Raw genomic sequence first — 25,624 nt, 5'->3', positions numbered from 1 at the left:
GAAGGGCGGCCAGAAAGTGAGGTGATCACGACCATTCGGTGTATGGGAGCGATCGGCCCATTGTAGGCAAAGTAACGGTGATCGACAGTGACCCCGCGGCGCGCTTTCTTTGCAGATACGGCTTGGGACGCTACAAAATGTCACACTCCCGGACGGAAACGCTACTCACGCTCCAACATTGACCATGCCCAGTCCGACGCTTCATCAGTCCTGCACCAAGATCGTCGCCACCGTCGGCCCGGCCTGTGATTCGCCCGAGCAGCTTGCCGAGTTGATCACCGCCGGCGTGGATGTCTTTCGCATCAACACCGCTCACGGGGAGATCCCCGATCACGAAAAGAAGGTGGTGGCGATCCGTCAGGCGTCCGAGCAGACGGGGACTCCGGTGGGTATTCTATTGGACTTGGCCGGTCCGAAGATTCGTTTGGGGGAATTGTTCTGCGACCCCCTGCAGTGCGATGTCGGGATGGAGCTGACGTTTCTGCGCGACGGCGAGCCGACGACGGCACACGAGGTGACGGCGAGCTACCCCAAGCTGATCGACGAATTGCGTCCCGGTAATCGCGTCATGTTGGCCGACGGATTGGTGGCGTTGGAGGTGGTTTCGGTCGACCGCTCGCGCGCCGTCTGTCGCGTGACCGCGGCCGGCGAAGTCCGTAGCCGCCAGGGAATCAATTTGCCCGGTGTCAAATTGTCCGTTTCGGCACTGCAACGCAAGGACATCAAGAACGCGATCTGGGCCGCCGATCACGAGATCGACTTCATCAGCCTTTCGTTTGTGCGTACCGCCGAAGACGTCTATTCGCTCAAGAGTGTCTTGTCGGCGCATGATTGTGAGGCGCTGGTGATCGCCAAGATCGAAAAACCCGAAGCGATGGAGAACCTGGAAGAGATCGTCAACGTCGCCGACGGAATCATGGTCGCTCGCGGTGACTTGGGCGTCGAAATCGATGTCGCCGAAACGCCGATGGCGCAAAAGCGGATCATTGACGTCTGCAAGGAAAAGATCAAACCGGTGATCGTCGCAACGCAAATGTTGGAATCGATGCATCACAGTGCGCGACCGACGCGTGCCGAAGCGAGCGATGTCGCCAACGCGATTTTGGATGGTGCCGATGCTTGCATGCTGAGCGGTGAAACGGCGGTGGGGGATCATCCGGTCAAAGCCGTGCAGATGATGAGCCGCATCATGCAGTTCACCGAGAAATCACTGCGGCACGACATGTCCGATCGCACGATCACCAACCGCGTGCACCCGATCACGACAGCGGTCACGTACGCGGCGACCAATATCGCCGAAGCGATCGGTGCGGCGATGATCATCATCGCCACCAAGAGCGGCGGGACCGCCTGGGTCAAAAGTAAATCGCGGAGCCTGATTCCCACCCTGGGCGTCAGCGATTGTCCGGAAACCCTGCGGCGGATCAACCTGTTTTGGGGCATCAAACCCCGTCGGGTGTCACAGATGGAACATCCCGCGCTGATCCGCGCCGAGGTGTGTGATTGGGCGAAAGGCAAAGGCTATCTCAAGACCGGCGATCGCATCGTCTTTGTCAGCGGCAGCGGCGTGACCGAGAATGCGCACAATTCCGTTGTCGTTCATACGGTGGAATGAACGAACAGGAATTACAGTCGTTCGTCTGTCGGATGGTCCATGCCGACGGCGTGATCGCCACCGAGCCGATCCAATCGCTGTGGAGCGGGTACGGTCAAATCCTGCGGATGTCGCTCCGCGGCGACGACGTGCCGTCGTCGGTGATCGTCAAACACATCGCGCCGCCGGGCTTCGGCGTGGCCAATCCGCGGGGCTGGTCCGGTGATGTTTCGCATGCCCGTAAGTTGCGTTCCTACGAAGTCGAAACGAATTGGTATCGCGATTGGTGTCACGAGTGCAATCCGCGATGTCGCGTCCCATCCTGTCACGCGATCGAGTCGTTTGCCGGGGGCCGTGTGTTGGTGTTGGAAGATCTCGACGCGGCCGGTTTTCCCAGCCGTTGCGGGCGGCTGAGTGATCGGCAACTTCACGCCTGCATCCGCTGGTTGGCCAATTTTCACGCGACGTTTCTGGGGCGAGTCCCGACGGGGCTGTGGGAAACCGGAACGTACTGGCATCTGCAGACGCGGCCGGAGGAATGGTCAGCGATGCAAGCCGGTCCGCTCAAGAACGCCGCCGCCAAGATCGACGACCGCTTGTCGGCGTGTCGCTTCCAGACACTCGTGCACGGGGACGCCAAGGTCGCCAACTTTTGCTTCGGGGATCACCATGACGCCGTTGCCGCGGTCGACTTTCAATACGTTGGCGGCGGTTGTGGCATGAAGGACTTGGCGTACCTGATGGGCAGCTGTTTGAGCGACGAGCAATGTGACCGTCGCGAAGCGGAGTGTTTGGACGTCTATTTCGGCGAACTGCATGCGCGGCTCGATCCGTCGATCGCCGAGGACCTGGAGCGGGAATGGCGCTCGCTGTTCCCCTGGGCTTGGGCCGACTTCCACCGCTTCCTGTGCGGCTGGTGCGCGACACATCCCAAGCTGACCGACTACAGCCGACGCATGGTCGATCGCGTCTTGGGGTATTAACGATCGGATTCGTCGATCAGTTCGCCATCGGCTCGGTTTCCGAGGTAGCGGTAGACCTGTTCGTCGATGTTGTGCGTCAAGAAAACGACCGCGCCGTCGGCCATCGCGAAGTTGCCTCCGCCGGCGTGGTAGCTGTCGTAGCCGCCGACCTCCAACGCGCCGAGTTCTTGGTTGATGTGATCGTTGTAGGTCAGCTCGACGAATTCCCCGGTGTTGCGCAAGGTCGCCCGGGTTCCGGTGATCCAGCCCAACGTGTCTTTGTCGCCCAGGTGTTCGCCGATCATGATCGTGTTGGTCGACCCGTCGGTGATTTGGGCAAAGCGGAGTGAGCTGTTGAGGAAAAAGATGCCGTTGTTGTCGGCGTCGATGGGGGCTTCGACGTCGTGATAACAGCCGGCGTAGTCCGAGGTGCCGACTCGGTTTATCCCATCGCGTCCGAACGTGGTTGGGTTGGACGGGCATCGAAACGTTGGGATTTCATAGGCACGCACTTCTGCGTTTTCGGGGCTGTAGGCACTCTTGCGGAGGTCCAGTCTTGCGAACGCACCTTGTTGTTCGATGTAAGGCAAGATGCGTGCCATCCAGCCGATATGGTTGCCGGCATTCTCTTCGTTGCGGACCGGGCCTTGGTCGTCGGTCACTCCGTCGGGCAGATGTTCCATCGAGAATTCGTAATGATGGACCGAAAGAGCGATCTGCACCATGTTGTTGGAGCAGGACATGCGGCGTGCGGCTTCGCGTGCGGCTTGGACGGCCGGCAACAGCAAACCGACCAGCACGCCGATGATCGCGATCACGACCAGTAATTCAACCAGGGTAAATGCGTTTCGTTTCATTGGACTTCGCTCGATGAGTAAACGTGGGATTGGGTGGTGATGTGGGGCGCGGTGCCGAGTTTGGCGGTCACGGTCGTTTGGTCGTCGTCGACAGAGATCGTGACCGTTGCCGCGGCGTCTCGTCTGGCAAATGACAGCTGCGGTTGCCAGGTTTCGCCGCGGTAGTCGGGGTTTCGTTTCGATTGAATCGCCGCCCGCAGGATCCCCGCGTCCAGCAATCGCTGGGATTGGTGCATTTGCAACCGGATGCGGGTTTCACGCCGGGCAGACACCGCGTCTTTGGCGATCAGCCCGATCAGCGACCCGACCACGATCAGGCAAGCGAGGACGCCGATCATCAGCGTGCCACGCCGTCGGCGTTTTGGTTGGAACCTCATGATGCGATGTCTCCGTTTTGATGGCGTAACCGCAACCCGATCGACATTCGCAGCGATCGCCAAAGTGGGACTTCGGATTCGGCGAAGGGCGTGATCGATTTGACGTCCAGTTGAAGCTGGTTGTCCGCTTCTAATCGTGTCAACTTGAGCGTCCGCGGACGCTTGAATCGATAGACTTCGTTGCGAACCACCGCATCCTCGCCACGTTCGGTGCGCGTGACGGTAACACCCGTGATGGTGTAGATCACCTCGTTGCCGTTGACGGCAAGTCGCAGGGACTGGCCGGACGTGTCGCCGGAATCCAGGTCAGCCTGGTTGGCGAGGTGCAGGTCGTCGCGGAGTTGGCGGCTCAGATGAAAAAACGTCTGGTCGTCCAAGCGTCGATGTCGCGCCAGTGTCGACCAGTCAAAAGCATGGTGTACCAAGCCGACGGCAACCATCATCACCGAGCTGCCGATGGCGATCGCGACGGTCAGTTCACGGAGCGTGAATCCGCGGCGTGCTGCTCGGGTTCGGGGCAACGATTTCACTGGAGATCCTCCGGGTCGTTTTCGGCAGCTTCAGCCTCGCCAGACTCAGCACCGCCGGAGGCGGCGTCGCCGGGGCTGGGGGATTCCGCGGAGGTTGTCGGCATCGGATCGACCCAGGCGACCAGTCGGACCGGCAGCGGGTCACCGGCGCGTGTCCACTGGATTGACAACTCGATCCGTTTGCCGTGTTCGTCGTTGACGAGCGTTCCGTCGATCGTCGCGTCATGGAGGACTTCTGCGATCACCGGTGAGACGGTCAGTTCTTCCAACGCTTGCCGTCTGGGTTCCGCCGACATCGCGATCAGGCGATCCATTTGTCCCGACAGTTCATCGGCGGCGACCTGTTGGTGGCGGGTTTGTTTCCAAATCCGTGCCGAGCGGATCACCATCGGGACTGCGACCGAGAGCATGACCAGGGTGACGCCGGCGGCGATCAACGTTTCGAGCAGCACAAGCCCGTTGCGTCGGTCGCGTTTTCGTTGGTGTTGGTGTTGGTGTTGGTGGAGCATGGAAGCGGATTTTGATTAGGCGAGTGAAGTGACCAGGCTGGTCAGGGTTTGCATGACGGCGATCGTGATCCAACCGACGAACAGCCCCAGGACAAGGATCGGAACGTGTTGCAGCACGCGGGCCAGCGATTCCGCTTTTTGGGAGGCATGTCTTCGTTGTTTGACGGCCAAGGTGTTGAGGGTCCAGCCGCGTAGTGGCGGCGATTCGATTTTGTTGATCTTGTCGGCCTGGTTTCTGCTGATCAAACCTTGGTTAGCCAATTGAATCCAGATGTCCGCATCGGTCTGGGCATCGGTGCGGGCGCGGAGCAGGCGTTTTCGGGTTCGGCGGTCGGGATGGAACTGGGCCGCGGCGGTCAGCGTCGGCGCAATCGATGTGCCTTGCCGGGTGGGCACGGTCAGCAAACGCAGCAGACCGGCGGAGCGTCGCTCGGCGGTCGTCGGCATCAGTCGTCCCAGTAGGGAAAGTCGAATGCCACGCCGGACGTCCTCAAAGAGCATCAGGAAGCAGACGCCCAAGACGACCATCAGTGCGATCGGAAACACGGCCGCGAAGGTGTCGCTGAATTGGACCAGGGCTAGCATCAGCGGGGGCAGTTCCATCGCAAATTCTTCGAAGATCTGCTCGAAGGTGGGGACGATAAAAATCATCAAAAACGAAGCGACCAAGAGGGCAAAACCAAGCACCCCCAGGACGTAGCCGAGCATGCCGCGGATGATTTCACCGGCCGCGGTATGGGACGCGTCATCGCTGCGGTCCAGCAAGAACGCAAACGTTTCATCCAGCGTTTGGGTTTCAATCGCACACTGAATGGCCAACGTGTCGTCTTCATCCAAAACACCCGGCGTGTGCGTCAGTGCGGCGCTCATCGAACTGTCCGCGGCGATCCAGCGCTGAAGCAGCATCAGTTTTTTGCCGTAGCGTCCGGGATGCTCGGCCGCCAAATTCCGAATCAGCGTTTTCGGATCCAAACGTTGCGAGTGGGACAGTGCCAGAATTCGAAGCAGCGCGTTCTGTTTGCTGCGCGTCGAATTGCCGACCAGACCACTGGGAAGCATCGATTGAAGGAGTCCGGATAGAAAATTGAACATGGGAGCGATCAGGAGGAGAGAGACGAGACCAGGCTGACCATCGGCGAAAACAGCGCGAGGACGAGAAAGCCGATCATCAAACCGACACTGATGACGGTGAACTGTCCGAGGATGAAGGCGACCCAGTCCTTGCGACGCATCGACAGGTCACGATAGCTGGCGGCCAGTTCGCGAAGCATCGTCGTGTTGGGCGTGGCGGTGACGGGCTGCGCCGATGGTGCGACGGGGTGCAGTGCAAACAGAAAGTTCGGTGGAAAGATCAGGGCGGATCGCGTGCGGTGCAAGTGACTGGTGTCATGGCCGGCTTGGATCGCCAGATCGCCGATCAGGCTGCGCATCGCGAGGTCGGGATTGGATTCGGCGGCGATCTTGAGTGCCCGGTCCAATCCGATGCCTTCGTCGACCAATTCCGCCACTTGCAATGCAACCTTGGCCAGCGATTGCCTCATCATCGGGCCGTGCGCCGACGTTCCGAACAGCCTGCGTTTGATCGGGTTGTCGCCGATCCAGACCCACAAGACACCCGCCACAGCGGCCAGAAAGGTGCCGAGCAGGGTGAGGGCCAGCAGGGGATGGGCGTTGATCCCGCGGGAGAGATTGATCAACGCCTCGGTCGGCGCCGGCAGTCGCAACTCGAACTCCTGGTACATTTCATCAAACGTGGGCACCAGCAATGCGATCACCGCCATCAGCAAGGTGATCGCGATCAGCATCAGGACCACCGGATAGGCGATCGTGCGTATCTTTTTGGTGCGCAGGCTGTGTTGAAAGGCGGACTGTTCGAGCATCGCGGTCAACGCATCGGTCGTCGCCGCCGAAGACTGGAGCGTCAGCAGCCAGCAATGCTCTGGGAATCGGGCGACAAGCTGTGCGGGAGTCGCGTTGTCTTTCAGGGCGGCGGCGAGTTGGCGAAGCGTATTACGCGTCCAAGCACTCGGGATCTCTTGGGCGATGTTTTGCAGTTGCGCCGGCAAGTCCTTCCGCGCCGCTTTCACCTGTTCGATACGATCGTACAGCGACTTCATCGGGATCAGTGTCGGTTCGCCGCGCGAGTCGTCGCCTTGGGATTCAATCCTCATCGGTTCAAGGCCTCCGTGACGCCGCCACTTTGCAGGATCGCGATCCAGGGCAGAAACGTGGCCAGGCCGTAGCCGAGCACGATCAGGCCGGCGAACAACAAACCGAGAAATGCGGGCACTTTTGCAAAGAGGGTCTGACGGCGGTCACCGGCCAGGAAATGGTAAAACCCTGCCAGACGGGTCAACGCTCGCGATCGCGTCTGTGGGGCTCCGCTGCGCACGATGCTTTCGGCGATCGGTCGGATCGGGACACGTGGAGAAACACCGGAACTGGCCAGCGAGAGAGCCGTTTCTTGTTCGACACCCGATGCGATCAGCACCGCCAAGTGCCGCGATTGTGATTCGGCAGCCAGCAGACGCGAGTACGCGTTGCCGCCCGGAAAGAGTGCCAACAGCGGGCCGTTGGCCAGTTGACGCCAGATCCACCAGCCCGCGATCAGTAGGACCGGAACGCCGATGATCCAATACGGCATCGCCCCACGGATCGCAATCAACCATTGCGTCACACCGCTGGGGGACAACCCCTGTTGGGTGTATTGGGTTTCGATCGACGGAACCGAGAACGTGCAAAAGAGGATCATTCCCAGGTAGGCGAGCCCGGCGACGAGCAGGGGTTCTTTGATCGCTTGGCGGAGCGGGGTGGCTGCCGCGTCGCGATCAAGCTCTTGGATCGCGATCGACTCGAACACCGGAACGGGATCGTCGGACGCCAGCAGCATCCGTGCGATCGCCCGATACCGCTCCGGCAGGTCATGCTTTTCCAGCAACGCCTCGGGCGAAAGGTCTCGCCCCGCGTCGGCGAGCAACCGCTCGTTGATGTCACGAAGCCGTTCGGCCGTCTCGCTGCCGAGTCCGAAGTCCAACGGGATGTTCAGGCCAAGAATTGCGATCGCTTGCTGGTTGAGAGAGAGCAGTCGCGCAGCGGTGGTGTCGGACATGAAAATGCTTGCCGGCGGCGGAAGAGATCATCAGGGCAAAAGGCTGATGCGCCGGCGTCGCGAATTTGTCTGATCGATTAAAAATTAATCGTGAATGCCGCCAGAGGCGGGCACGATTTTTTGGCGGCAGGGTGTAGGTCACGCTGTGCGTGACGAATGGCATGCACAGCATGCCCTACTGACTGCCGAACTCGCCGGCGGAGCCGGCGGGGATGGCAAGCAGGATGCTTACCCCACTTTGTCCTTGGAACGCATTGTCCTCTACTGGACCGGAACCAGTCGGCTGGTCTTGCCGAGCAATCCGTTGGCGGCCGACGCACTGTGATCGAGCAGGAACGGTCCGACGGTGCGATCAAAGTGGTGCAACAGCACGGTCGACGCGTCGGGCTCGTGGCGTTTGACTGGCGTGAAGTCGTCACCGTAGCGGACTCCCGTCGACAATCGAAACTCGTCCAATTGGCCCACAAACGATCGCGTCGGATTTCCACCCTGATCGGGATCGGCACCGAGAAACAACGGCAACCGATTGGGTTTGCGTTTCCCCTTGGCGGGCTTGGATGCAACCCGTTTGCCGTTGATGTACAAGACCACGTTGTTTCCGTCGTAGACGCCGGCCAGGTGCGACCACTGGTTCAACGGCAACGCGTCGGGGCTGATCGCCGACACGTAGCGGCCGCCCAGGTGCACGTCGAACTGGACGATTCCGTGGTCGGAGAAAAACGCGTAGTCCGAGCTTTGTGTTTTCGCAATGATCGCGTCAAAGCCATCTTGCCGTGTCGGTTTGATCCAAGTTTCGATCGTGAACGGACCGGCGGGCAACTCGAACGCGTCGTCGCGGATCGCGATCGCGGACGATTCGTCGCTGACGACGAGCGATCGATTGGTCGACGGATCGAAAAAGTCAGCCGGCACCTCGCTCAATTGCAGCCCGATCGGATACTCCGTCTCGGGCAAGTCGACCGCGACGTTCTCGCCGAGGTAGCGTTTGGCGAGGGTGACCGCCGGGGTGCTGTTTCCGACGTCGGTGTTCGAGCCACGGCGGAGCAGGAATTCCACGGTTTTCGTTTCACCCGACTGCAGCGTCACGTGTTGGTGATCGAGCGTCGATGACCACTGGCTCTCCAACGATTCGCGGGACAGCAGCATGGTCAACTCGACGGGGTGCCCGGCGGAATTTTTTAATTCCAGTTTGACTTCACCCGTCGCCGAACCGTCGAAGGAGAGCATCACATCTTCGGAACGTTGTTTCGGTCGAATCGATTGGGTCAATTCAATCTCTTTCAAAAACTCGGGCGTGAATTGTTTGGGGTCAAACACCGCGCCGACCGGCAGGGACGAGACGGTGATGCGTTTGGGACGCACGGTGACCACGTTGAAGTGATGCAGATGGCCGGCACCGGGGATCGGCGTATCGCCGGGGATGTGTCCGCCGGTGGTCGCCAAGGCGTAATATTCGATGCCGTCCTTGACGCCGTCGTAACGCATTTTGTGAATGTGCCCGGCGAAGACTGCGGAAACATTGCCCGCGTCGGCCAAGCGTTGGTGGACGGTGTTCCAGTTGGATCCGGTGTAGCCGCCGCCGATCCAGCGGGGATGGTGCAAGAACACGAACACATGATCTTGCCCGGACAGATCCTTCAACGCTTGGTCGAGGAAGTCGAGTTGTCGCTGGCTCATCTGTTGCAATGCGCCGGCGTTGAAGGCTTTCAGGTTGGTCGTCGGGTCGCCTTCGTCGCTGTACAGGACGATGAACCCGGCGTTCTTGTGGCGGAAGGAATACCAGAGCGGACCGAAATGGTTTTCGTAGTTGGATTCGTGGTGTCCCGGCGGCGCGGGGGTTTTGCCGCGCCAGTAGATGTCGTGGTTTCCCGCCACCGGGAACCACCGCATCTTCAGACGATTCATGATCTGTTTGTACTCGTCGGCTTGCTCCAGCCATTCGGGGCTTTCGTTGTAGCCTTGAATCAGATCGCCGACGGTCATGACCAGATCGGGGTCTAGCAAATTGGTATCGGCGACGGCCTGTTCGAGCACCTTTAAACCGGCGGGAACGCCCCCGGTTCGATCGCCGTAGACGATGAACTGAAATCCGTCTTCGGCGACCGTCGGCGCGATGACTTTTGCCGCCGACCGCGTCGTCAAGACGCTTGGCGGGGTGTCGTGGTCGTGCGGGTGATCGCCGCCGGTTTCATGCGCCGATGCGATCACGGATGTGAACAGCGCGGTGGCAACGAACAGTGAGACACGCATAGCAAGATTCATGGAAGCGATGGGAGAGAGGGTGGGAGAGAAATGGGAGTGAAACCGATTCCGATCGATGTTTCAATCGACACGGTCATTAGAACGCCGCGATGAAACCGGGAAACGTCTGTTGGGAAAACTAAACGGAACCTTCATTCCCGTCCGGGGGTGCTTCATCGGGTCCGTTGAGCACTTGAAAGACGTCGCCCAAGGGAATGGAAAGACCCGGGATCACGTCTTCGCCGTCGAGCGATTGCGTTTCATCGAGCACGCGGTAGTCGGTCATCGATCGCCACACCGCGACGCTGCGTTGATCCGGATCGACCATCCAGATCAACTTCACGCCACGCGCGAAATAGTCTCGTCGCTTGTTGGTCATTTCGGTTCGCGTGTTGCCCGCGCTGACCACTTCAACGACCAGGTCGGGGATCACGGCGGGATAGGCTTCGGCGGGAACCTTGCGGTCGGGAAGACGATCCCAGGAGGTGAACGCGACGTCGGGGCCGCGGATCAGCGAGGGGGACAAGCGGAAGAATCCGTCGGCGCCCGAGACGACACCGAGCTTGTTTGTCCGTACGATCTGGTTGAGCAGTTCGATGAAAACGGCCGCAATCAATGACTCGCGATACCCCATCGCACGCTCCACCAAGTAGCCATCAATCAATTCACACAAGTTGCCTTGCCGGTGCGCCGCGAGTAGTTCGTCGGGGCCGGCGGGTTCGGCGAGTCGCGAGTGCAGGCGATCGGCGGCAATGCCGCCCAAATCCGTCAGCACGTCCGCCACGCGATCGGAGACGGAAAGGTTCCGCGGCGGGTGGGCAGGGGGCGAATCGGCCGGCGGCGATTTCCCCGCCAGCGGATCGGTGACCGCCGGGGTGATCGGCGGCGAGGCATCGGGGTTGGGGACGGTGCTCATCCCACCAGTTTAATCCGGCCGGCCGCCGCGCGGCAAACGACGGCTATTGCTGTCGAGCGGAAAAGGGGTCAGGTACCAAAAACCAAATGGCCCGCAGGGTGCTTCGCATTTTTGGTACCTGACCCCTTTTCCGCGGCACCCTCGGTTGAACATTTGACGCACCACTATTCCAATTCGATCGTGTCCATGACTTGATAGGTCGGTCCGGTCTTGTCAAGAAAACTGGCCATCAGGTGGACTTCGTCGACCACCATTTCGCCCAGTCCGATGTCGGCCAGATCCTGCATCGCGTCGACCAGCGCATCGCCGCCCCGCCGGGAATTGCTGCGGGTGCGTCCGAGGGTCAGGTGCGGGGTGTAGTCGCGTGGTTCGGGTTTGAAACCCAGATCGGCGAGTTGCTTTTCCAGGCCGGCGACCAGTTGGACCAGGTTTCCGGTGGGGTCGTCGACCCCGATAAAGACGACACGCGGTTTCTCGGCGTTGGGAAAACCGCCGATCCCGGCAAACCCTAATTCGAAGGGTTCGATGTCGTCGGTCACGCGGCGAATCGCTTTGCAAACCGCGGGGACCTCGACGTTGTCGACTTCGCCGAGAAACTTCAACGTTAAATGAAAGTTGTCGATCGGCACCCATTTGAAGCTGTCGTCGAGCGGTTTGAGTCGTTTCATGATCTTTCCGGCGGCCGAGGTGACGGCGGGGGGGACCGGAATGGAGATGAAGGATCGGATCGTTTGCATGAATCCAACGCGTTTCTTTACACTGACCGGGAAATGAAAAACTTTGTGCCCCCGCCGTTTAAGCCCGACCTGTTGATCCGCGGCGGGCATTTGCAAACGCTCGCATCGCTTCGGGCACCCGGGCAACAGATCGCCCCTGACGCAAACCACGTGGTGGAGTTGCCCGACGGGGATGCCATTGTGCTGCATGAGAACGCTGCGGTCGATGGTGGGGCGGTCGATGCTGGGGCGAGACGCTCGGTGGTGCTGTTCCACGGGCTCAGCGGTTGTCACGGTTCGCCGTACATGATTCGTCTGGCCGGCCGGTTCGTGCAGTTGGGCTGGACGGTTTACCGCGTGGACATGCGAGGTTGCGGTGCGGCCCGGGATTTGTCGCGGGGTTTGAGTCACGCCGGCCGCAGCGAAGACGTGTTGGCGGCGTTGGATTTTGTCGCGCGGCGGGATCCGAGTGCGCAGTTGGCCGCGGCGGGCGTGTCCTTGGGGGGCAACCAGTTGCTGCGTCTGGCCGGTCGGATCGGTGCGGGGTTGGATGCCAGACCGGAGTGGTTTGATCGGCTGGAGCGAATTGCGGTGGTCGCCCCGCCCATCGATCTGGTCCGCTGCAGCGAAAACATGGAGCGGCTCTCGAGAAGGTTGTACAACTACTACTTCATCCGCACCCTGTTTGAACGCATCGCGCCGGCGGTCCGCGAGCGTGAGCCATTTCAAAAAATCGCGTCGCTCGGTCGCCCCAAAACGCTGCTCGAGCTGGACGATCGGCTGACCGCCCCGTTGAGCGGTTTCGAGGGGGCTTTGGCGTATTACCGACAGTGTGGGGCGACCCACGTCACCGCGTCCAACCCCGTCAAAACCTTGGTTCTGGCGGCAAAGGACGATCCGATTGTCCCGGCGGACTGCTTCACCAATGCGCACTGGCCCGAGCAAACCCGGGTGCTGTTGACCGCAACCGGGGGGCACGCAGGTTTTGTCGGCCGGCGGCGATCGCATTGGATGGATGATTGTTTGATCGCTTGGCTGAATCGACTTTGATTGTGCCGCCGTTCTTCGTGTAAGCTACTGACTGAATCAATTGAGTTTCGGGTCGTTTGGGACTGAGGCATAGCAATGGCTGGTGATTACCACGGCTGGGACCAGGAGGGCGACCGATGGCGTTTCGCGGATACCGTGGGACGTCCCAAGAATGAGTCGGTGTTCGTGATCGAAGATTTCGGGGAACCGACCTCTGCCCGTCAGGCTTTGTCCGCGATCATGTCTGCCATGGCTCAATTTAAAAACCGTGTTCAAGTGGTCCAGACCGACAGAAACGATCGATTGATTCGGAAACTCAAGGAAGCATCGCTGTTGAGAGTGGCCGATATCAAGGTTGGCGAGACGCAACAGTGGGGCGTGTTAGGCGTGCAACCCAAGCGACCGACTCCCAAACGGTCCAAGTGGAAATTCTGGGCATCGTAAGCACGTCGTCCGAGACGCTGCGGGCCGGCTTCGAAACGGGGGAGATGAAACATTGGTTCGGCCACGATCAGAAACGGCAGATCAGATGCTTCCCCGCCACACGCCCCTGAAGGTGCCGTTGACGGTCGCCACCGCGGTTGCGTTGATCACGCTGGGCGTCACGCTTCAGCCCCAGGCGGAGCCACTGACATCACGGGCAGCGCCGCAAACGATGCCGCAGCGGTCGGCTTCGGTTCAGGATTCCGAGACGCAGCGGCGTGTCGCGCGGGCGCGGTTTTATGACGCCGAAGTGATCCCGTTGATCACCGAAGTCGATGCATTGAACCGGTCGGCCGCCGATCGATGTCTGCAACGAATCGATCGAACCTTGCAGCGCTACCACGCGGGGGTCGAACCGTTTGTCGCAGACATGACCAGCCTGTCCACGCGATTGGGCGTGCTGAAACGCATGCCCGGCGGCTGGTGGACCAGCGATGGCCGCGTCGAAGCGTACGTGCAGGAGAAGTTTGAATCGCATTTGTTCTCCGAAGCAACGCTGCTCGATGACATCTCCACCGCGCTGCTGCAATTTCGTCGCGACGTCGACGCGAATCAGACCTTGATGCTGACGCGCGTCCAGGCCGCTCTGACGACGTCCGACTTGCCGGGCGTGCAATTGGAACAACACGACGCCTTTTTTCGAGAATTATCGACCGACCTGGGCCGTTACGCGGCCGGTCAGGGAACGACCAGTGTGGAAAACATGCTCGGCGCGTTGGTGCTCGGCGAAGTCGGCGCGTTTGCCGCACGATCGGTGGTTGCCGGCTTGCTGGTCCGCTTTGCACCCTCGGTGGCGATCAGCTCGGCGGCCGGTGCGAGCGCGACGGTGGGGGCTTCGGCGACCGGTGCCGGCGGCGGATCGGTCGGGGGGCCGGTCGGTGCGGTTGTCGGTTTCGGGGCGGGATTGGCGATCGGTCTGGTGATCGACTGGTGGATGACCGAACGGTTTGAAACGGAATTAACCGGGCAAATGCACGTCTACCTGAACGATCTGGAGGCGACCTTGATTTCGGGTGGGGCGTCGCCAGTCGACGCGACGACAAACGAAGCAACGGGTGTCGCCGCGCGGCCGCGGATCGGTCTTCAGGATGCCTTGCCCAACCTGTGCGGCCAATTGCGTGACGCCTATCGTGATCGTTTCTATCAGCAAATTGTCGACGGAGAATCGTTGTGATGATGAATGCCAGTCGCCGTTTGACACTCGCGTTGATCGGAATCCTAGTCGCCCTGGCCACGATCGGTCCCAGGCCTGTCGCCCGCGCGGGCGCACCGTTGGGGGTGCTGTCGGGAACGTCGGTCGCCCGCGCGATCCTGAAGTATTTTGGTAAAGAAGGCACCGAGGAGGCGACCGAGTTTTTGGCTCGCCAGGGCGGACGCGAAATGGCCGAGCGGGTCGGCGCCGCGGCCGTCCGCGAAGGCGGCCAGGAGGCGGCCGAACAGGTCGGTCGGCTGGCCAGCAAGTATGGGCCCGAAGCACTCACGGCGCTGGACAACGCCCCCGAGTTGGCACCGCTGTTGGCCGCATTGGATGAATTGCCCGAGTCCCAAGTTCGCGCGGCACTGGCACGTCTGTCGGCCGGGCCCGCCGGACGCGAACTGGCACAAACCGTCGGACGCGTGGGCGTTTCGGCGCTGCGAAGCGAGTTGAAACATCCGGGCGTGGGAGGGATGCTCGCCCGCGTGCTGGGCGATGACGGGGCGGAGCTGGCGACCAAACTGACCAGCGATCAAGCCATCGCCGTCGGCCGGCACGCCGATGATCTGGCGGCGCTGCCGACCACGCCACGCAACGGCGTGTTGTCGCTGTTACGCAATGATGCCGAGCGGATGGTCGGCTTCATGGGCCGGTTCGCCGCCGACAATCCCGGCAAGACGCTGTTCACCGCCGCGACGACCACGATCATCCTGACCGAGTCGGAACGCATTCTCGGCGGTGATGAAATCGTTTTCGACGCCGACGGAAACCCGATCGTGGTCAGCAAGGCCGGCATCGCCGGGCGGACGATGAAGGCCGGCGGTGAAGCCATCGCGCACGTCTCGGTCAATTACCTGCAGCCACTGTTTCTGACCGTGATCGCGTTCGTCGTCACCTTCGCCACCCTGTTTCTGTCGCTGAAACTGTGGCACACCCATCAACGAGAAAAACAATTGACCGCCACGATGTTGAAGCAGCCGGAGACGATCGAGGGCTCGGTGGTGGGGAAGGAGTGAGCGGGTGCGGCAAGACGATGGGGCAAGACGATGGGGGCAAGACGATGGGGGCAAGACGATGGGGGCAAGACGATGGGGGCAAGACGATGGGGGCAAGACGATGGGGGCAAGACGATGGGGGGCAAGACGATGGGGGGCAAGACGATGGGGGGCAAGACGATGGGGGGCAAGACGATGGGGGGCAAGACGATGGGGCGGCAGAATGATGGGGCGGCAGAATGATGGGGCGGCAGAATGATGGGGCGGCAGAATGATGGGGCGGCAGAATGATGGGGCGGCAGAATGATGGGGCGGCAGGTGGTGTCGTCCTGGGTGGCTTGACATTGTATTGCCTCCATCGTTTTGCCACGTCCCGCACTGTTCCAATCGCGTCCCACGCGACTCTCCTACGCCTTCACCTGACCTCACGGAATTCCCCGTTGCTGGGTTCGCTTAGGTTTCTCAAGAACGTCGCCATCAGCGGTTCGACGGCGATCGCGATCGTGTTGATCGTCACATTGTGGACTTCATTGCGGCGCAGGATGTCCAGCAAGATCGCCGACGGGTTGACGACTTGTCCGTACGTCGGCTCGCCGTCGGTCAACAGGAAGACGGCTTCGAGTTGTGGGTCAAAGTTGAGCGATCGACGCAGCGCGGCGTAGGTGTTGGTACTCCGACCGGCGGACAAGTACTCGACAAATCGGATCGCATTGCGTTTGTTCGTCTCGTTGGCTTCGACCAACTCTTCGCGCCAGGCACGCACATCGTTGTCGAACACCAGGATGCCGAACTGGCACTGTTCGTCCAGGCCGTTGATCGCGGTGATCAATTCCATTTTGGCGCGTTGGATTCTGGCATGGCCGCCCACCACCGTCTTCATGCTGCCGCTGCGATCGATCACGAACAGCAATCGCTTGGCATAGATATTGATTCCGTAATAGTGCGACGGCTTCAATCGTTTTTCGCGTGCGTACGAGGCGGCGGATTTGGCCGGCTGCAATCCCATCCGCTGCGGTAGCGGCAGTTCCGGTTTGCCGTCTTGGCGAAGGATCTCGGCGGCCTTGTCCAAGGCATCCGGCGAGGGAGACTTCGCTGCGGGTGTCAATCCGACCAGACCTCGCCAGGCCTGGAAGCGTTCCTCATCGCCCTCGAAATCTTCGCTCGTGACGCGTTGGAATTCCTGGTCCAGTCGGTGTGCCAGTTGTCCATCGACGCGCTCGAAGAGTTTGGCCAGGCCTTCCCACGCGTCGGGATGTTTCATCTCCGTCAGTCCGCGTGCGAGCGTGAACCGGAATCCATAGCTGGCCTCAAAGGCTTCGGAATCGATCAGGCCGATGACGTCCTCGATGGCGGTGTGGTGTTGGTGTTTGCAGAGGGTTTGGATCGAGGCCATCGCCCAGGTCAGACGACCGCAGTCGAGTAAGTCGACGAGTGACGCGGTCGCCTCGGGGCGATCGATCGTGCCGATGAAATCAATCATCAATCGCACGCCTCCGGGCAGTTCTGGCTGGCCCTGTTTCATCGCCCGGTCGAAACGGGCGTCTTCGCAAAGCGTTTCCAAGGCGTCGGCGACGATCGGCAACGCGTACAATCGGCTTTGGAAGTCGCTCGGGACCGACCGCAGCGCCGCGACACGGGCTTCGTCATGACGACCGGTCAGCAAGCGACGAAAGCGGGCTTCGTTGCGATCGGCCGCGGCGGATGGATGCGGAATCGACGCAGCAATCACCGCCAGGCAAACCGCGATGGTCATCGGCCAGACGACGGACCGACACCTGACCCGACAGGAGACGCGACACACGGCGAGGCGAATCGGTGTCGCTGGACCGGGTGGCATGGCGAGGTTCTCCGCTGAAAAGGATTACCAAAAGCAAAACGATGGACACGCTACGAACGTGTCCATCGTAACGCCCCGATCACCCCACGGCAAAGCGGTCGGGTTGGACCGCATCCCCCGAGTGCTTTCCGCGGCTAAGCAACGCACGGAAAATAAGTGGGATAGGCTTCCAGCCTGTCGACGCTGGAATGACAGGCTGGAAGCCTATCCCACTCACAGGATCCGACACTTATTTTCCGTTCGATCCTAGGAATCAACCGATTCGATCTCCAGCGTCACCGCGCCGTCGAGTGCCGCGGGCGACGATTCACTCGATTTCAGCGTGATGGCCAATTGATTGGACGTCTGCAGATCCGCGGTGATGTTGACGCGGATCGGCTCGCCGGCGGTCGATCGGCTGATCAGCGTGTCATTGATTCGGACTTCGATCGCGTCCGCCGCGTAATGCGAAATCGACAGCCAGACCCCATCGGTCGGCGTCAACCCGGTGGGACGGTTGAAGGCGCGCCGATACGTCACCCGATCGCCTCCGGTCGCAGCCAGCGGTGCGGTGTCGGGGACATCCACCTTGTCGGGCGGGGATTGCGGATCGATGGAACGCAACCAAGGACGGCGGAGGCGAATGGTGTGCACGGTGGGTGATGGCGGAAACGTCGGGGGCAGGAAAAGGGAATCCCGGAGGGACACGGAACCACAAAAAAACCGCTGGTGAATTGTCACCAGCGGTTTCGTTTTACGAAAGGTGTCGGGGCGTCGGATCAGAAGCCTGACGCCATCGCACGGTCGATCGCATTGCGATAATCGTCGAATTCTTCTTGGACCAAGTCTTCGCTGGTTTCGACGAAATCGAAGTCGTTCACCGAGCCGAAGAATCGCACGCCTTTTCCGTCGCTGGTGACGACGAATTGGTCCAGTGTCAATCGCGCGGACTTCACTTTGCCGTCAGCCGAATCGATGATCGTCAGCAGGGCTGCGTCGCGGGCTTCGTTGAGCACGAGTTCGGCGAATTCCGGGTCGAAGCCTTCACCGGCGACCAACATCTGCATGCTGCCGTCGGCGTTGAGTTGGACCGATCCACCGGCAAGGCCTTCGGGCAAGTTGCTGGTGTCGATGATGCCGGCATCGATGTAGGACTTGGCCAGCAAGTCCAAACGTTGTTGAACACCGATCAAGCCGGTCGCATTGAGGGCGGGGCCGGATGCCGCTTCACCGCCGGCTTCGCTGATCACGACTTGGCCACGGGTGCTGCCGCTGTGATGAACCGAGTCGGGGATATCGTATTCAACGATGTAGGTTCCCGGCAGCACGCCGGTGAACGAGTACGCACCCTGCATGTCGGTCAGTACCGATGCGATTTGCATTTCGCCCGACGAAGTGACTTCGATCAGTCGAATGGTGACACCGGTGAGGGCTTTTTCGTCGTCATCTTTGACCCCGTTGTAAATCGGTGAGGCACCGCCACGGACGGCGTCGCGGTTTTCGAGGTGGTCGATGAACAGCTGGCCGGAGATCGACGAGGGGACGAGCGTCTGGCCGATGATCGTCACCGTCGCCACACGCGGGGCCGAGTTGCCGTTGTCATCGCTGACGCGGTAGTCGACGATGATGACTTCGGTTTCGCCGTCTTCCAGATCCGCATAGGCGGACGGATCCACCACCAATCGATTGTTCGCCGCGTCGATGGTCACGCCACTCGCGTCACCGCTACGGATGCTGGCTTCGATGACGGACAGCGGGTCGTTGTTGGGGTCCGTCGAACCCTGGAGGAGATCGACGAATTGGCTGGGGTCGTTTTCATCAAGCTCGATGCTGATGTCTGGACCGGGGATCGGGATGTCGGCACCGCCGGTGATCGTGACGGTCGCCGTTTGGTTGACGGTCGCGGTTCCGTCGGTGACCTCGTAGGTGAACACGATTTGGACCGATTCGCCTTCTTCCAGGCTATCGTAGGCGGCGGTGTTGATGCTCAGGTCGGCACCGGTTCGCGTGATGCCGCTGTCGTCGCCGGTCACGGAGACGTTCTCAACGGTCAGCACGTCATTGGTGTCCGCGTCGCTGGCGCCGAGCAACAGCGAGAGCGCCTGGGTGCCGGCATCTTCGGAGAACGTCTCGTCGATTGCCCCGGAGACGACCGGTGCGTCGTTGACTCCGGTGACCGTGACCGTGACGGTTTGGGCGGCGGTGCCACCGTTGCCGTCGGCGACGTCGTAATTGACGATGACTTCAGCGTCTTCGGTCGCACCGAGTCCGTTGAAGAAGTTGGGGTCAAACGTCAGTGTGTTGTCGTTGACCAGGGTGAACGCGGACGCATCCCTGCTGAAGGACAGGCTTTCGGCGATCAGGGTGTCGTTGGTGTCGGGGTCGGTCGCACCGCTGAGCAGATCGATGGACTGTGCCGCGTCGTCTTCGCTGACGGTCAGGGTGAGCGGTTGACCGACCGAGGGTGCGTCGTTGACACCGGTGATGGTGATCGTCGCCGACTGGGAGATCGTGCCACCATTGCCATCGGTCAGGTTGTAGTCGTAGATGATGACTTCTGATTCGCCCGCCGCCAGGCTGTTGTAGGCGGAGGGATCGATCGTCAATCCGCTGGTACCGTTGGCCGAGATGCCGCTGTCATCACCGGATTGGCGGACCAGGGAACCGTTTTCGACCGAGACGGTGTCGCCGTTGTCGGGATCGGAAGCCCCGTCGAGCAGGTCGACGTCGGTGCTGGCGTCGTCTTCGGTGACCGTCGAGGTGACCGCGGCGGTGACCACGGGGGCATCGTTGGCTCCGGCAATGGTGATCGTTGCGGTCTGCTCCACGCTGCCGCCTTCACCGTCGATGACGTCATAGGTGTAGGTCACCACCTCGGTGTCCGTGGCGGCCAGCGAGTTGTACGCGGAGGGGGTGATGTTCAGGAAGTTGCCGTTGACGGTGATTCCCGATGTGTCGCCGGTCGTCACGATGGTCGCGGCGTCGACGGACAGCGTGTCTTCGGGGTCTTGGTCGGTGACGTTGGTTCGCAGGTCCAGCGAGGTATCGGCGTCGTCTTCGGAAACCGCCAAGTTCACCGGCCCGCTGGCGACCGGAGCCCGGTTGGGCGTGTCGCCGTTGATGGTGACGGCCACCGTCGCCGTGTCGGTCCCGCCGTTGCCGTCGGAGACTTCGAATTGATACGTCACGGTGACGCTTTCGCCCTGCTCAAGATAGGCGTAGGCTGCCGGGTTGACGGTGATTTGGTTGTTGGCCTGGTCGGGGGTGACGCCGGAGGTGTCATCGCTGCCGACTTGAGTGATGCTGGAAATGCTGAGCGTGTCGCCGTCGGGGTCCGAAGCGTTCTGCAGCAGATCGATGTCGAACTGGGGATCAAACTCGTCGTTGGTCGCCGTGAGATCCGCCCCGGCATCCGGCGCGTCGTTGGCCCCGTTGATCGTCAAGGACAGTGTTTGCCCGACGCTTCCGCCGTTGCCGTCGATGATGTTGTAGGTCGCCGTGACCACCTCCGATGCGTTCACCATCAAGCTGTTGTAGCTCGACGGCGTGATCGAGATGGTGTTTCCGACGAGCGTGACTCCCGTTTGATCCCCACCGGTGAAGGTGAAGCCACTGACCGACAACGTGTCACCGTCGACATCACTGGCACCGGTCAACAGACTCGGCGACGAGTTGGAGTCGTCTTCGGACACCGTGATTTCCAAGGGAACCGGTGAAACGGTGGGCGGGTTGTTGATCGCAACGGCACCGGTGCTGATCGTCACGCGGGCGTCATCATCGATCAAAATCAAGTCTTCGGTGACGACGTCGTTGCTGCCGTAGAGTGTCAGCGGGTCGACGCCTTCACCCGGATTGACATCGATGATCAAGGGGCCGGAATCGGACAGTTCCGTATCCAGGAAGACCTCGATCCGGAACACATCGACGACGTCCGGCATCGTTCCACCGGTGGCCGCTCGCACTCCATCGGTGAAAACGCCACCGCCACCACCGATGTCGGTGAAGCCGACCGCCTCATCAAACGAGCCGCGATTGATGAAGTTGTAAAACTCTTGGTTGTTGGGCAGCGTTCGGCTTCGCAAGTCCAGATTGAAGCGGACCGCGGAGGAATTCGGGGTGACGCCGTCGGCCTCAAACGGTGCGAATTCGCGGAAGGTAAATGGGACCGTGTTGTCAAAGTTGGGGGTGAACGTCAGGTCGGCAATGTCGACGTTGCCGAAGGCGTCTGCTTTGTAAAAGATCTCGAAACCCAGGTCCTGTCCGTTTTCGCCCTTGAGCGCGGTCGGTTCGCTGATTTCAAAATCGTCGGCGGTCAACCCGAAGGTGTTGACCAACGCGCCCGCCAGTGCCGTGGAAAAGCCGCCTTGGATGTCACCAATGCTGATGTCAACGGTGTCGGTGGTGCCTTCACGGCCGATGGTCACCGAGCCGGAGACTGTCGAACGGATTTCTTCGCCGATGATGATCTGTTGCGTTTCACGCAACACCGGTTGCAAGATGCCGCCTTGGCTGACGCCTAGATCGGGAAAGACCGTGAACGCCCCTTTGTCATCACCGAAGGTTCGCAGGTCGTCGTAGGCGACTTCCAAGTAGAACGAATTGTCGATCCCGACGCCGGGCGCTTGGACGACGCCGTTGCTGGTCGGCAACAAGTTGTCGTCCTCGTCGCGGGCGCTCAACAAGAATTCGACCAACTCACCCAACTGCTCGCCGCGAGCCAACGCGTTGATCACGCTCAACGCGTCGCTGGGGGTCACGTTGCCGTCGGCGTTGACGTCCACTTTCCGGCCGGCAAATTCTTCTACCGTGCCGCCCCCCACCTGCTCGCCGTTGGCTTGCGAGGTCGCCAAGTAGTTGATCACGCTCAACGCATCGCTGGGCGAGATCTGAAGGTCCTGGTTGACGTCGTAGCCGTTCCAATAGTTGTGGGCGACTTGCAAGTCACCTGCGAGTAGCTGACGCTGTTCCAGGGTTTGAGTGCTCAGCCGTCGTGTCATTTCGCCGCCGTGTTGATGCTTGGTGGCTCGACGCTTCTGGGGGCGTTCCACACTGGAGGAGTGCAAACGGCGGCGGAGCAACTGACGCAGGCTTTTCATCTGGGGTTCCGGAAAGATGAAGTAGAACGTGGTTTGCCGGTGACTTGGGGTCTGTCAAGTGGCGAATCGGAGGAGTTGGATTCTGCAGGCGCAGAGCCCAAATATTGGAAGACTAGAGGGGTTAAAAGCTCTCTAGGCTGAATATTGGCCCTATCTTATCTCCCCTTCCTGCTTTATCAACGTTTCGATCGGATGGGAATTGGGCCAATCCGCTCGGCGTTTTAGACCGCGACCACGCCGCAAAGTTCCAGTAATTCCGATCAAAACAGTTGTTCCGATGAAGGGGGTCCCGCGAAACCACTCTCAATCTCGCCGTCGCGAAGCAAAAAACCCATCAATGGACGCTCAAAACCCGTGTTTGCCCGGGTTTCAACGGGCCACTGAACATCTGCCCCGGTGGGTCTATCGGATCGCGCGTCGCTGAGACTTTGGTCGGATGTCCGTTGGCCCGCACAGTTCAACATTTCCGGATCTTCACGATTTAGACTGTTGTCCTGGTGGGACGCGAGCTGCGGATTTTCGGGGCTGAAAACCTGGTCCACGGCGGGTGCAGAGAGCGGTTGGGCGGGTCGAGGTGATGGGGTTGCGACGGCGGTTTGGTTTGCAGCGGATATCGAGGCTGGGGATGCCGAGTTTTCAGAAAATGATTCACCCTCACTGAAAACGGCCCGTTCGAGCAGATTGATCACGCGTAACGCATCGATCGCGGAGACACGTCCGTCGTTGTTGACGTCGATGTGAAAGCCGGAGGTTTCGTCGGCGGCGAGGACTCGATTTCCCAGTCGTTCCAGGTCGTTGATGACCGCCAGCGCGTCGCGCGCGGTGATCTGTTGATCGCCATTGACGTCGCCCGGCAGCGAGTGGTTGTAGCGTGGGCTGTCGACGCGCTGGGCGGCGATGGCTAGGGGGGCGACTGTTCCGGCGTTGATTTCAAAGACGACCGGTTCAGAGGGGAACTGATAAATCAGGTTCGGCGTGGCCAGTTCGACGGAGTAGTGGCCGTCGGGTAAACCGTCCACGGAGAAGGCACCGTTGTCGTCGGCCGAGACCAGTGCGGCTTGGCCGATCTGGATGCCGGAAATCAAGATTTCGGTTTCCGCGTGTCCGTACACGACGACTCGCGAGATCCGGCCTAGGGAGTCTTCGATGACGAGTGTGTCCCTGGTGCCGGCCGGCACCAGGGGGCTGGTGACCCGATCGATGCGATTGCCTTGGGAGTCGTAGGCCTCGACACGCGCGTAGCTGCCGCTTTCGAGTCCATAGGTGCCGGTGTCCAGGGCGGTGAAATCGATTTCAACCCGCCCGGTCGAGCCCGAGAAGGCGACTTGCAGTCGTTGGTCGGAGTTCCAGGTGTCGCTCCATTGGTCGGACTGGGTCTCGTAGTGGTGGAGGACGCGGCCGGCCTGTTCGTCGCTGATCGCTGCCAAGGTCGCCACACGGCCGTCGACCTGGCTGCCCAAACTGGACAGCGTCAACTCGCCGGCGGGTGTGACCACCCCATCGGGCGAGTTCGCCGCCTGGAACGAGCGGGTGAACAGATCGCTGCCATCGTCGCGACGCACCGTGAACTGGGTGCCATCGACCAGCGGCTCGTCGAAGTCGCGTTGTCCGTTTTGGTTTTGATCAAGGTAGGCAAAACCGCCGCCGATCCCGGACCAGACCGGCGTCAGCAGGTCACCGCCGAGCACGTCGCTGGTGATCCCGGTCTGGGTATCGATGGCCCGCCAGGAGATCTGGTTGAAGGGGCTGGAAAGCTCGATTTCCAAATCAAATTCGGCGTGGGTCGCATCGGGTGCGAGGGCGGTTTGCCAAGGGCCGTCGTCGAGTCGGTATTGCAATTCGCTGACGCGGGCGAGCGTGATGTCGCTCTGCGTGCCTGCGGAGTTTTGGTTGGCCAGGGTGTCGACGGTCGCCGATCCGCGGATCGAATAGACCCCCGACTGGACATCAAAGGAGCCGACCGCGTCCAACACAAGCGGCACGTCGGCGAGATCAAAGATGCCGTCCCCGTCGCTGTCGCGCCAGCCGATCATGGCCAGGGTGGATGCCGGGGAAACCAGGTTGTCATACGCCCGCGTGGTGACCACGCCGCCGCGCATGATGCTGTCTTGCTGGACAAATCCCGGTGTCGGATTGTCCGATGCGTTCAGATTCTGTGCGTTGTAGTAGCCCCGCTGGTCGGTCCAACTGCCGGCCCCCGGGTATTCGTCTCGGGCCCAGAAAATGTGTCCCATTTCGTGGGAGAACGTGGAAACCGGACGCCCCGAGGGGACCACCATGAACAGCCCGCCGGGGTAGGCGAACGCGCCGATGAAGCCGCCGTTTTCGAACAATCCGTTTTCATCGTCGGACGAATCGACGACAAACATCGTGAAGGCCCAATCGGTTTGGTGGGTTTGCCGCTGGGAGTCGTTGAACAGCGACACGGCCCGTTCGATCGAGGGGGCATCACCGTAGCCCAGATCGGTCAGCCAGTTGCCGACGTAGCGTTTGAAGACGTTGCTGTCGTTGTCGATCGGTTCGTAACCGGTTTCGACGGGATCGCGGGCGTAGCGGTCGTCGATGACGAAATCCAGCGTGTGGACCGACGTCTGCGTGGCCAGTAAATCGCTCCACCAGTCCACGCTGTCGCGAATCTTGGCCAGCGTCTCGTCGATTTCTGATTCGGTCCAATTCTGGGTTTCGGCATCGATCGACCCGTCGCTTTCAAAAAAAACGGGGGTCACGGTGACGGTGCCGAGCAGAAATTCGCCGTTATCGATTGGGGTGGCACCGAAGGGCAAGTCGCCGGCCAGCAACCGACGGTCTTCCACGGTTTGGAAAGCGAGGCGCCGGCGGCGGGATCGTCTCGTCGTAACTCGGTTCATCGGCGATTGAAAACTCGCTCCGGGGGCGCCTGGCTCCGGATTCTTGTTTGGACGGTGGGGTGGGGTGCCCCGCGTTGGAGCGCCGGATTGCGAAAACCGTGTCAAAGACAGGCAGCGCAACCACAAAACGAACCGCAGTGGATTTCGAACCCATCCTAGTTGGCGGTCCCGCGTCTTGCGGGGACGCTCTCCATCGTCGGTCGACTTGTCCGCGGATCCACTCGCGGGCTGACCGTTGTATCGGCTGGCAGGGCTGCAACGCGCCCGTGAAAGTTGTGGATTCGGAGCTGCCAGCCCCGGGGTTGGCAGCTCCACACTCTCCTTGCACCGAC

General features: G+C 60.8%; 21 protein-coding genes. 7 read left to right on the top strand and 14 right to left on the bottom strand.

Features of this window, described 5'->3' with window-relative positions; all coding sequences use genetic code 11:
* Positions 1-184 precede the first annotated feature (184 nt).
* Positions 185-1,615: a pyruvate kinase gene (gene pyk, locus Enr13x_RS32860; protein ID WP_145391109.1), complete on the top strand. Its 1,431-nt coding sequence runs from the start codon at positions 185-187 to the stop codon at positions 1,613-1,615.
* A complete protein-coding gene (locus Enr13x_RS32855) occupies positions 1,612-2,577 on the top strand; it encodes a phosphotransferase (protein ID WP_145391108.1) in 966 nt (321 codons plus the stop codon). Before pyk ends, Enr13x_RS32855 begins: the two co-directional genes overlap by 4 nt.
* Here Enr13x_RS32855 and Enr13x_RS32850 read toward each other — a convergent pair.
* The 10 genes from Enr13x_RS32850 to thpR form a co-directional block, all read right to left on the bottom strand.
* A complete protein-coding gene (locus Enr13x_RS32850; RefSeq protein WP_145391107.1) occupies positions 2,574-3,413 on the bottom strand; it encodes a DUF1559 domain-containing protein in 840 nt (279 codons plus the stop codon). The genes Enr13x_RS32855 and Enr13x_RS32850 overlap by 4 nt on opposite strands.
* On the bottom strand, positions 3,410-3,790 hold the full coding sequence (locus Enr13x_RS32845) for a hypothetical protein (RefSeq protein WP_145391106.1): 381 nt from the start codon (positions 3,788-3,790) through the stop codon (positions 3,410-3,412). Before Enr13x_RS32845 ends, Enr13x_RS32850 begins: the two co-directional genes overlap by 4 nt.
* Positions 3,787-4,320, bottom strand: coding sequence for a PulJ/GspJ family protein (locus Enr13x_RS32840; protein WP_145391105.1), 534 nt, complete (start codon positions 4,318-4,320; stop codon positions 3,787-3,789). The genes Enr13x_RS32845 and Enr13x_RS32840 overlap by 4 nt, the downstream gene beginning before the upstream one ends.
* The gene (locus Enr13x_RS32835; protein WP_145391104.1) at positions 4,317-4,829 is read right to left on the bottom strand and encodes a hypothetical protein; all 513 of its coding nucleotides are present in this window, start codon (positions 4,827-4,829) and stop codon (positions 4,317-4,319) included. Before Enr13x_RS32835 ends, Enr13x_RS32840 begins: the two co-directional genes overlap by 4 nt.
* 15 nt (positions 4,830-4,844) lie before the next feature.
* Positions 4,845-5,921 (bottom strand): type II secretion system F family protein, encoded by a 1,077-nt coding sequence (locus tag Enr13x_RS32830; RefSeq protein WP_145391103.1) that lies wholly within the window; start codon positions 5,919-5,921, stop codon positions 4,845-4,847.
* Between the two features lie 8 nt (positions 5,922-5,929).
* On the bottom strand, positions 5,930-7,000 hold the full coding sequence (locus tag Enr13x_RS32825; RefSeq protein WP_145391102.1) for a type II secretion system F family protein: 1,071 nt from the start codon (positions 6,998-7,000) through the stop codon (positions 5,930-5,932).
* On the bottom strand, positions 6,997-7,938 hold the full coding sequence (locus Enr13x_RS32820) for a type II secretion system F family protein (RefSeq protein WP_145391101.1): 942 nt from the start codon (positions 7,936-7,938) through the stop codon (positions 6,997-6,999). Before Enr13x_RS32820 ends, Enr13x_RS32825 begins: the two co-directional genes overlap by 4 nt.
* Before the next feature lie 261 nt (positions 7,939-8,199).
* On the bottom strand, positions 8,200-10,200 hold the full coding sequence (locus tag Enr13x_RS32815) for a LamG-like jellyroll fold domain-containing protein (RefSeq protein WP_231743920.1): 2,001 nt from the start codon (positions 10,198-10,200) through the stop codon (positions 8,200-8,202).
* A gap of 118 nt (positions 10,201-10,318) precedes the next feature.
* Positions 10,319-11,095 (bottom strand): Uma2 family endonuclease, encoded by a 777-nt coding sequence (locus tag Enr13x_RS32810; RefSeq protein WP_145391100.1) that lies wholly within the window; start codon positions 11,093-11,095, stop codon positions 10,319-10,321.
* Positions 11,096-11,259: 164 nt separating this feature from the next.
* The gene (thpR, locus tag Enr13x_RS32805) at positions 11,260-11,832 is read right to left on the bottom strand and encodes an RNA 2',3'-cyclic phosphodiesterase (RefSeq protein WP_145391099.1); all 573 of its coding nucleotides are present in this window, start codon (positions 11,830-11,832) and stop codon (positions 11,260-11,262) included.
* Positions 11,833-11,865: 33 nt separating this feature from the next.
* Between thpR and Enr13x_RS32800 the strand changes: the two genes are divergently transcribed.
* The 5 genes from Enr13x_RS32800 (at position 11,866) to Enr13x_RS38550 (ending at position 15,740) form a co-directional block, all read left to right on the top strand.
* Complete coding sequence (locus Enr13x_RS32800) at positions 11,866-12,861, top strand: YheT family hydrolase (RefSeq protein ID WP_145391098.1); 996 nt, start codon at positions 11,866-11,868, stop codon at positions 12,859-12,861.
* A gap of 75 nt (positions 12,862-12,936) precedes the next feature.
* Positions 12,937-13,284 (top strand): hypothetical protein, encoded by a 348-nt coding sequence (locus Enr13x_RS32795; protein ID WP_145391097.1) that lies wholly within the window; start codon positions 12,937-12,939, stop codon positions 13,282-13,284.
* 85 nt (positions 13,285-13,369) lie between these two features.
* Positions 13,370-14,497, top strand: coding sequence for a hypothetical protein (locus Enr13x_RS32790; RefSeq protein ID WP_145391096.1), 1,128 nt, complete (start codon positions 13,370-13,372; stop codon positions 14,495-14,497).
* Positions 14,497-15,534, top strand: coding sequence for a hypothetical protein (locus Enr13x_RS32785; protein WP_145391095.1), 1,038 nt, complete (start codon positions 14,497-14,499; stop codon positions 15,532-15,534). Before Enr13x_RS32790 ends, Enr13x_RS32785 begins: the two co-directional genes overlap by 1 nt.
* A 17-nt stretch (positions 15,535-15,551) precedes the next feature.
* Complete coding sequence (locus Enr13x_RS38550; protein ID WP_197455524.1) at positions 15,552-15,740, top strand: hypothetical protein; 189 nt, start codon at positions 15,552-15,554, stop codon at positions 15,738-15,740.
* A gap of 188 nt (positions 15,741-15,928) precedes the next feature.
* On the opposite strand, the gene Enr13x_RS32775 is transcribed toward Enr13x_RS38550, so the two are convergent.
* The 4 genes from Enr13x_RS32775 to Enr13x_RS32760 all read right to left on the bottom strand — a co-directional run bounded on the left by Enr13x_RS32775 (position 15,929) and on the right by Enr13x_RS32760 (position 25,238).
* Entirely contained in the window at positions 15,929-17,350 is a 1,422-nt protein-coding gene (locus Enr13x_RS32775) for a VWA domain-containing protein (protein WP_145391094.1), read from the bottom strand.
* A gap of 246 nt (positions 17,351-17,596) precedes the next feature.
* The gene (locus Enr13x_RS32770) at positions 17,597-17,983 is read right to left on the bottom strand and encodes a hypothetical protein (RefSeq protein WP_145391093.1); all 387 of its coding nucleotides are present in this window, start codon (positions 17,981-17,983) and stop codon (positions 17,597-17,599) included.
* Between the two features lie 125 nt (positions 17,984-18,108).
* Complete coding sequence (locus Enr13x_RS32765; protein ID WP_145391092.1) at positions 18,109-22,425, bottom strand: cadherin-like domain-containing protein; 4,317 nt, start codon at positions 22,423-22,425, stop codon at positions 18,109-18,111.
* A gap of 260 nt (positions 22,426-22,685) precedes the next feature.
* Positions 22,686-25,238 carry a dockerin type I domain-containing protein gene (locus tag Enr13x_RS32760; protein WP_197455523.1) on the bottom strand — a complete coding sequence of 851 codons (2,553 nt, stop codon included), beginning with the start codon at positions 25,236-25,238 and terminating at the stop codon, positions 22,686-22,688.
* Between the last annotated feature and the right edge of the window lie 386 nt (positions 25,239-25,624).

This window comes from Stieleria neptunia (genome assembly GCF_007754155.1).
Lineage (GTDB): Bacteria > Planctomycetota > Planctomycetia > Pirellulales > Pirellulaceae > Stieleria > Stieleria neptunia.
This window is presented reverse-complemented; position numbering and strand designations above follow the sequence as displayed.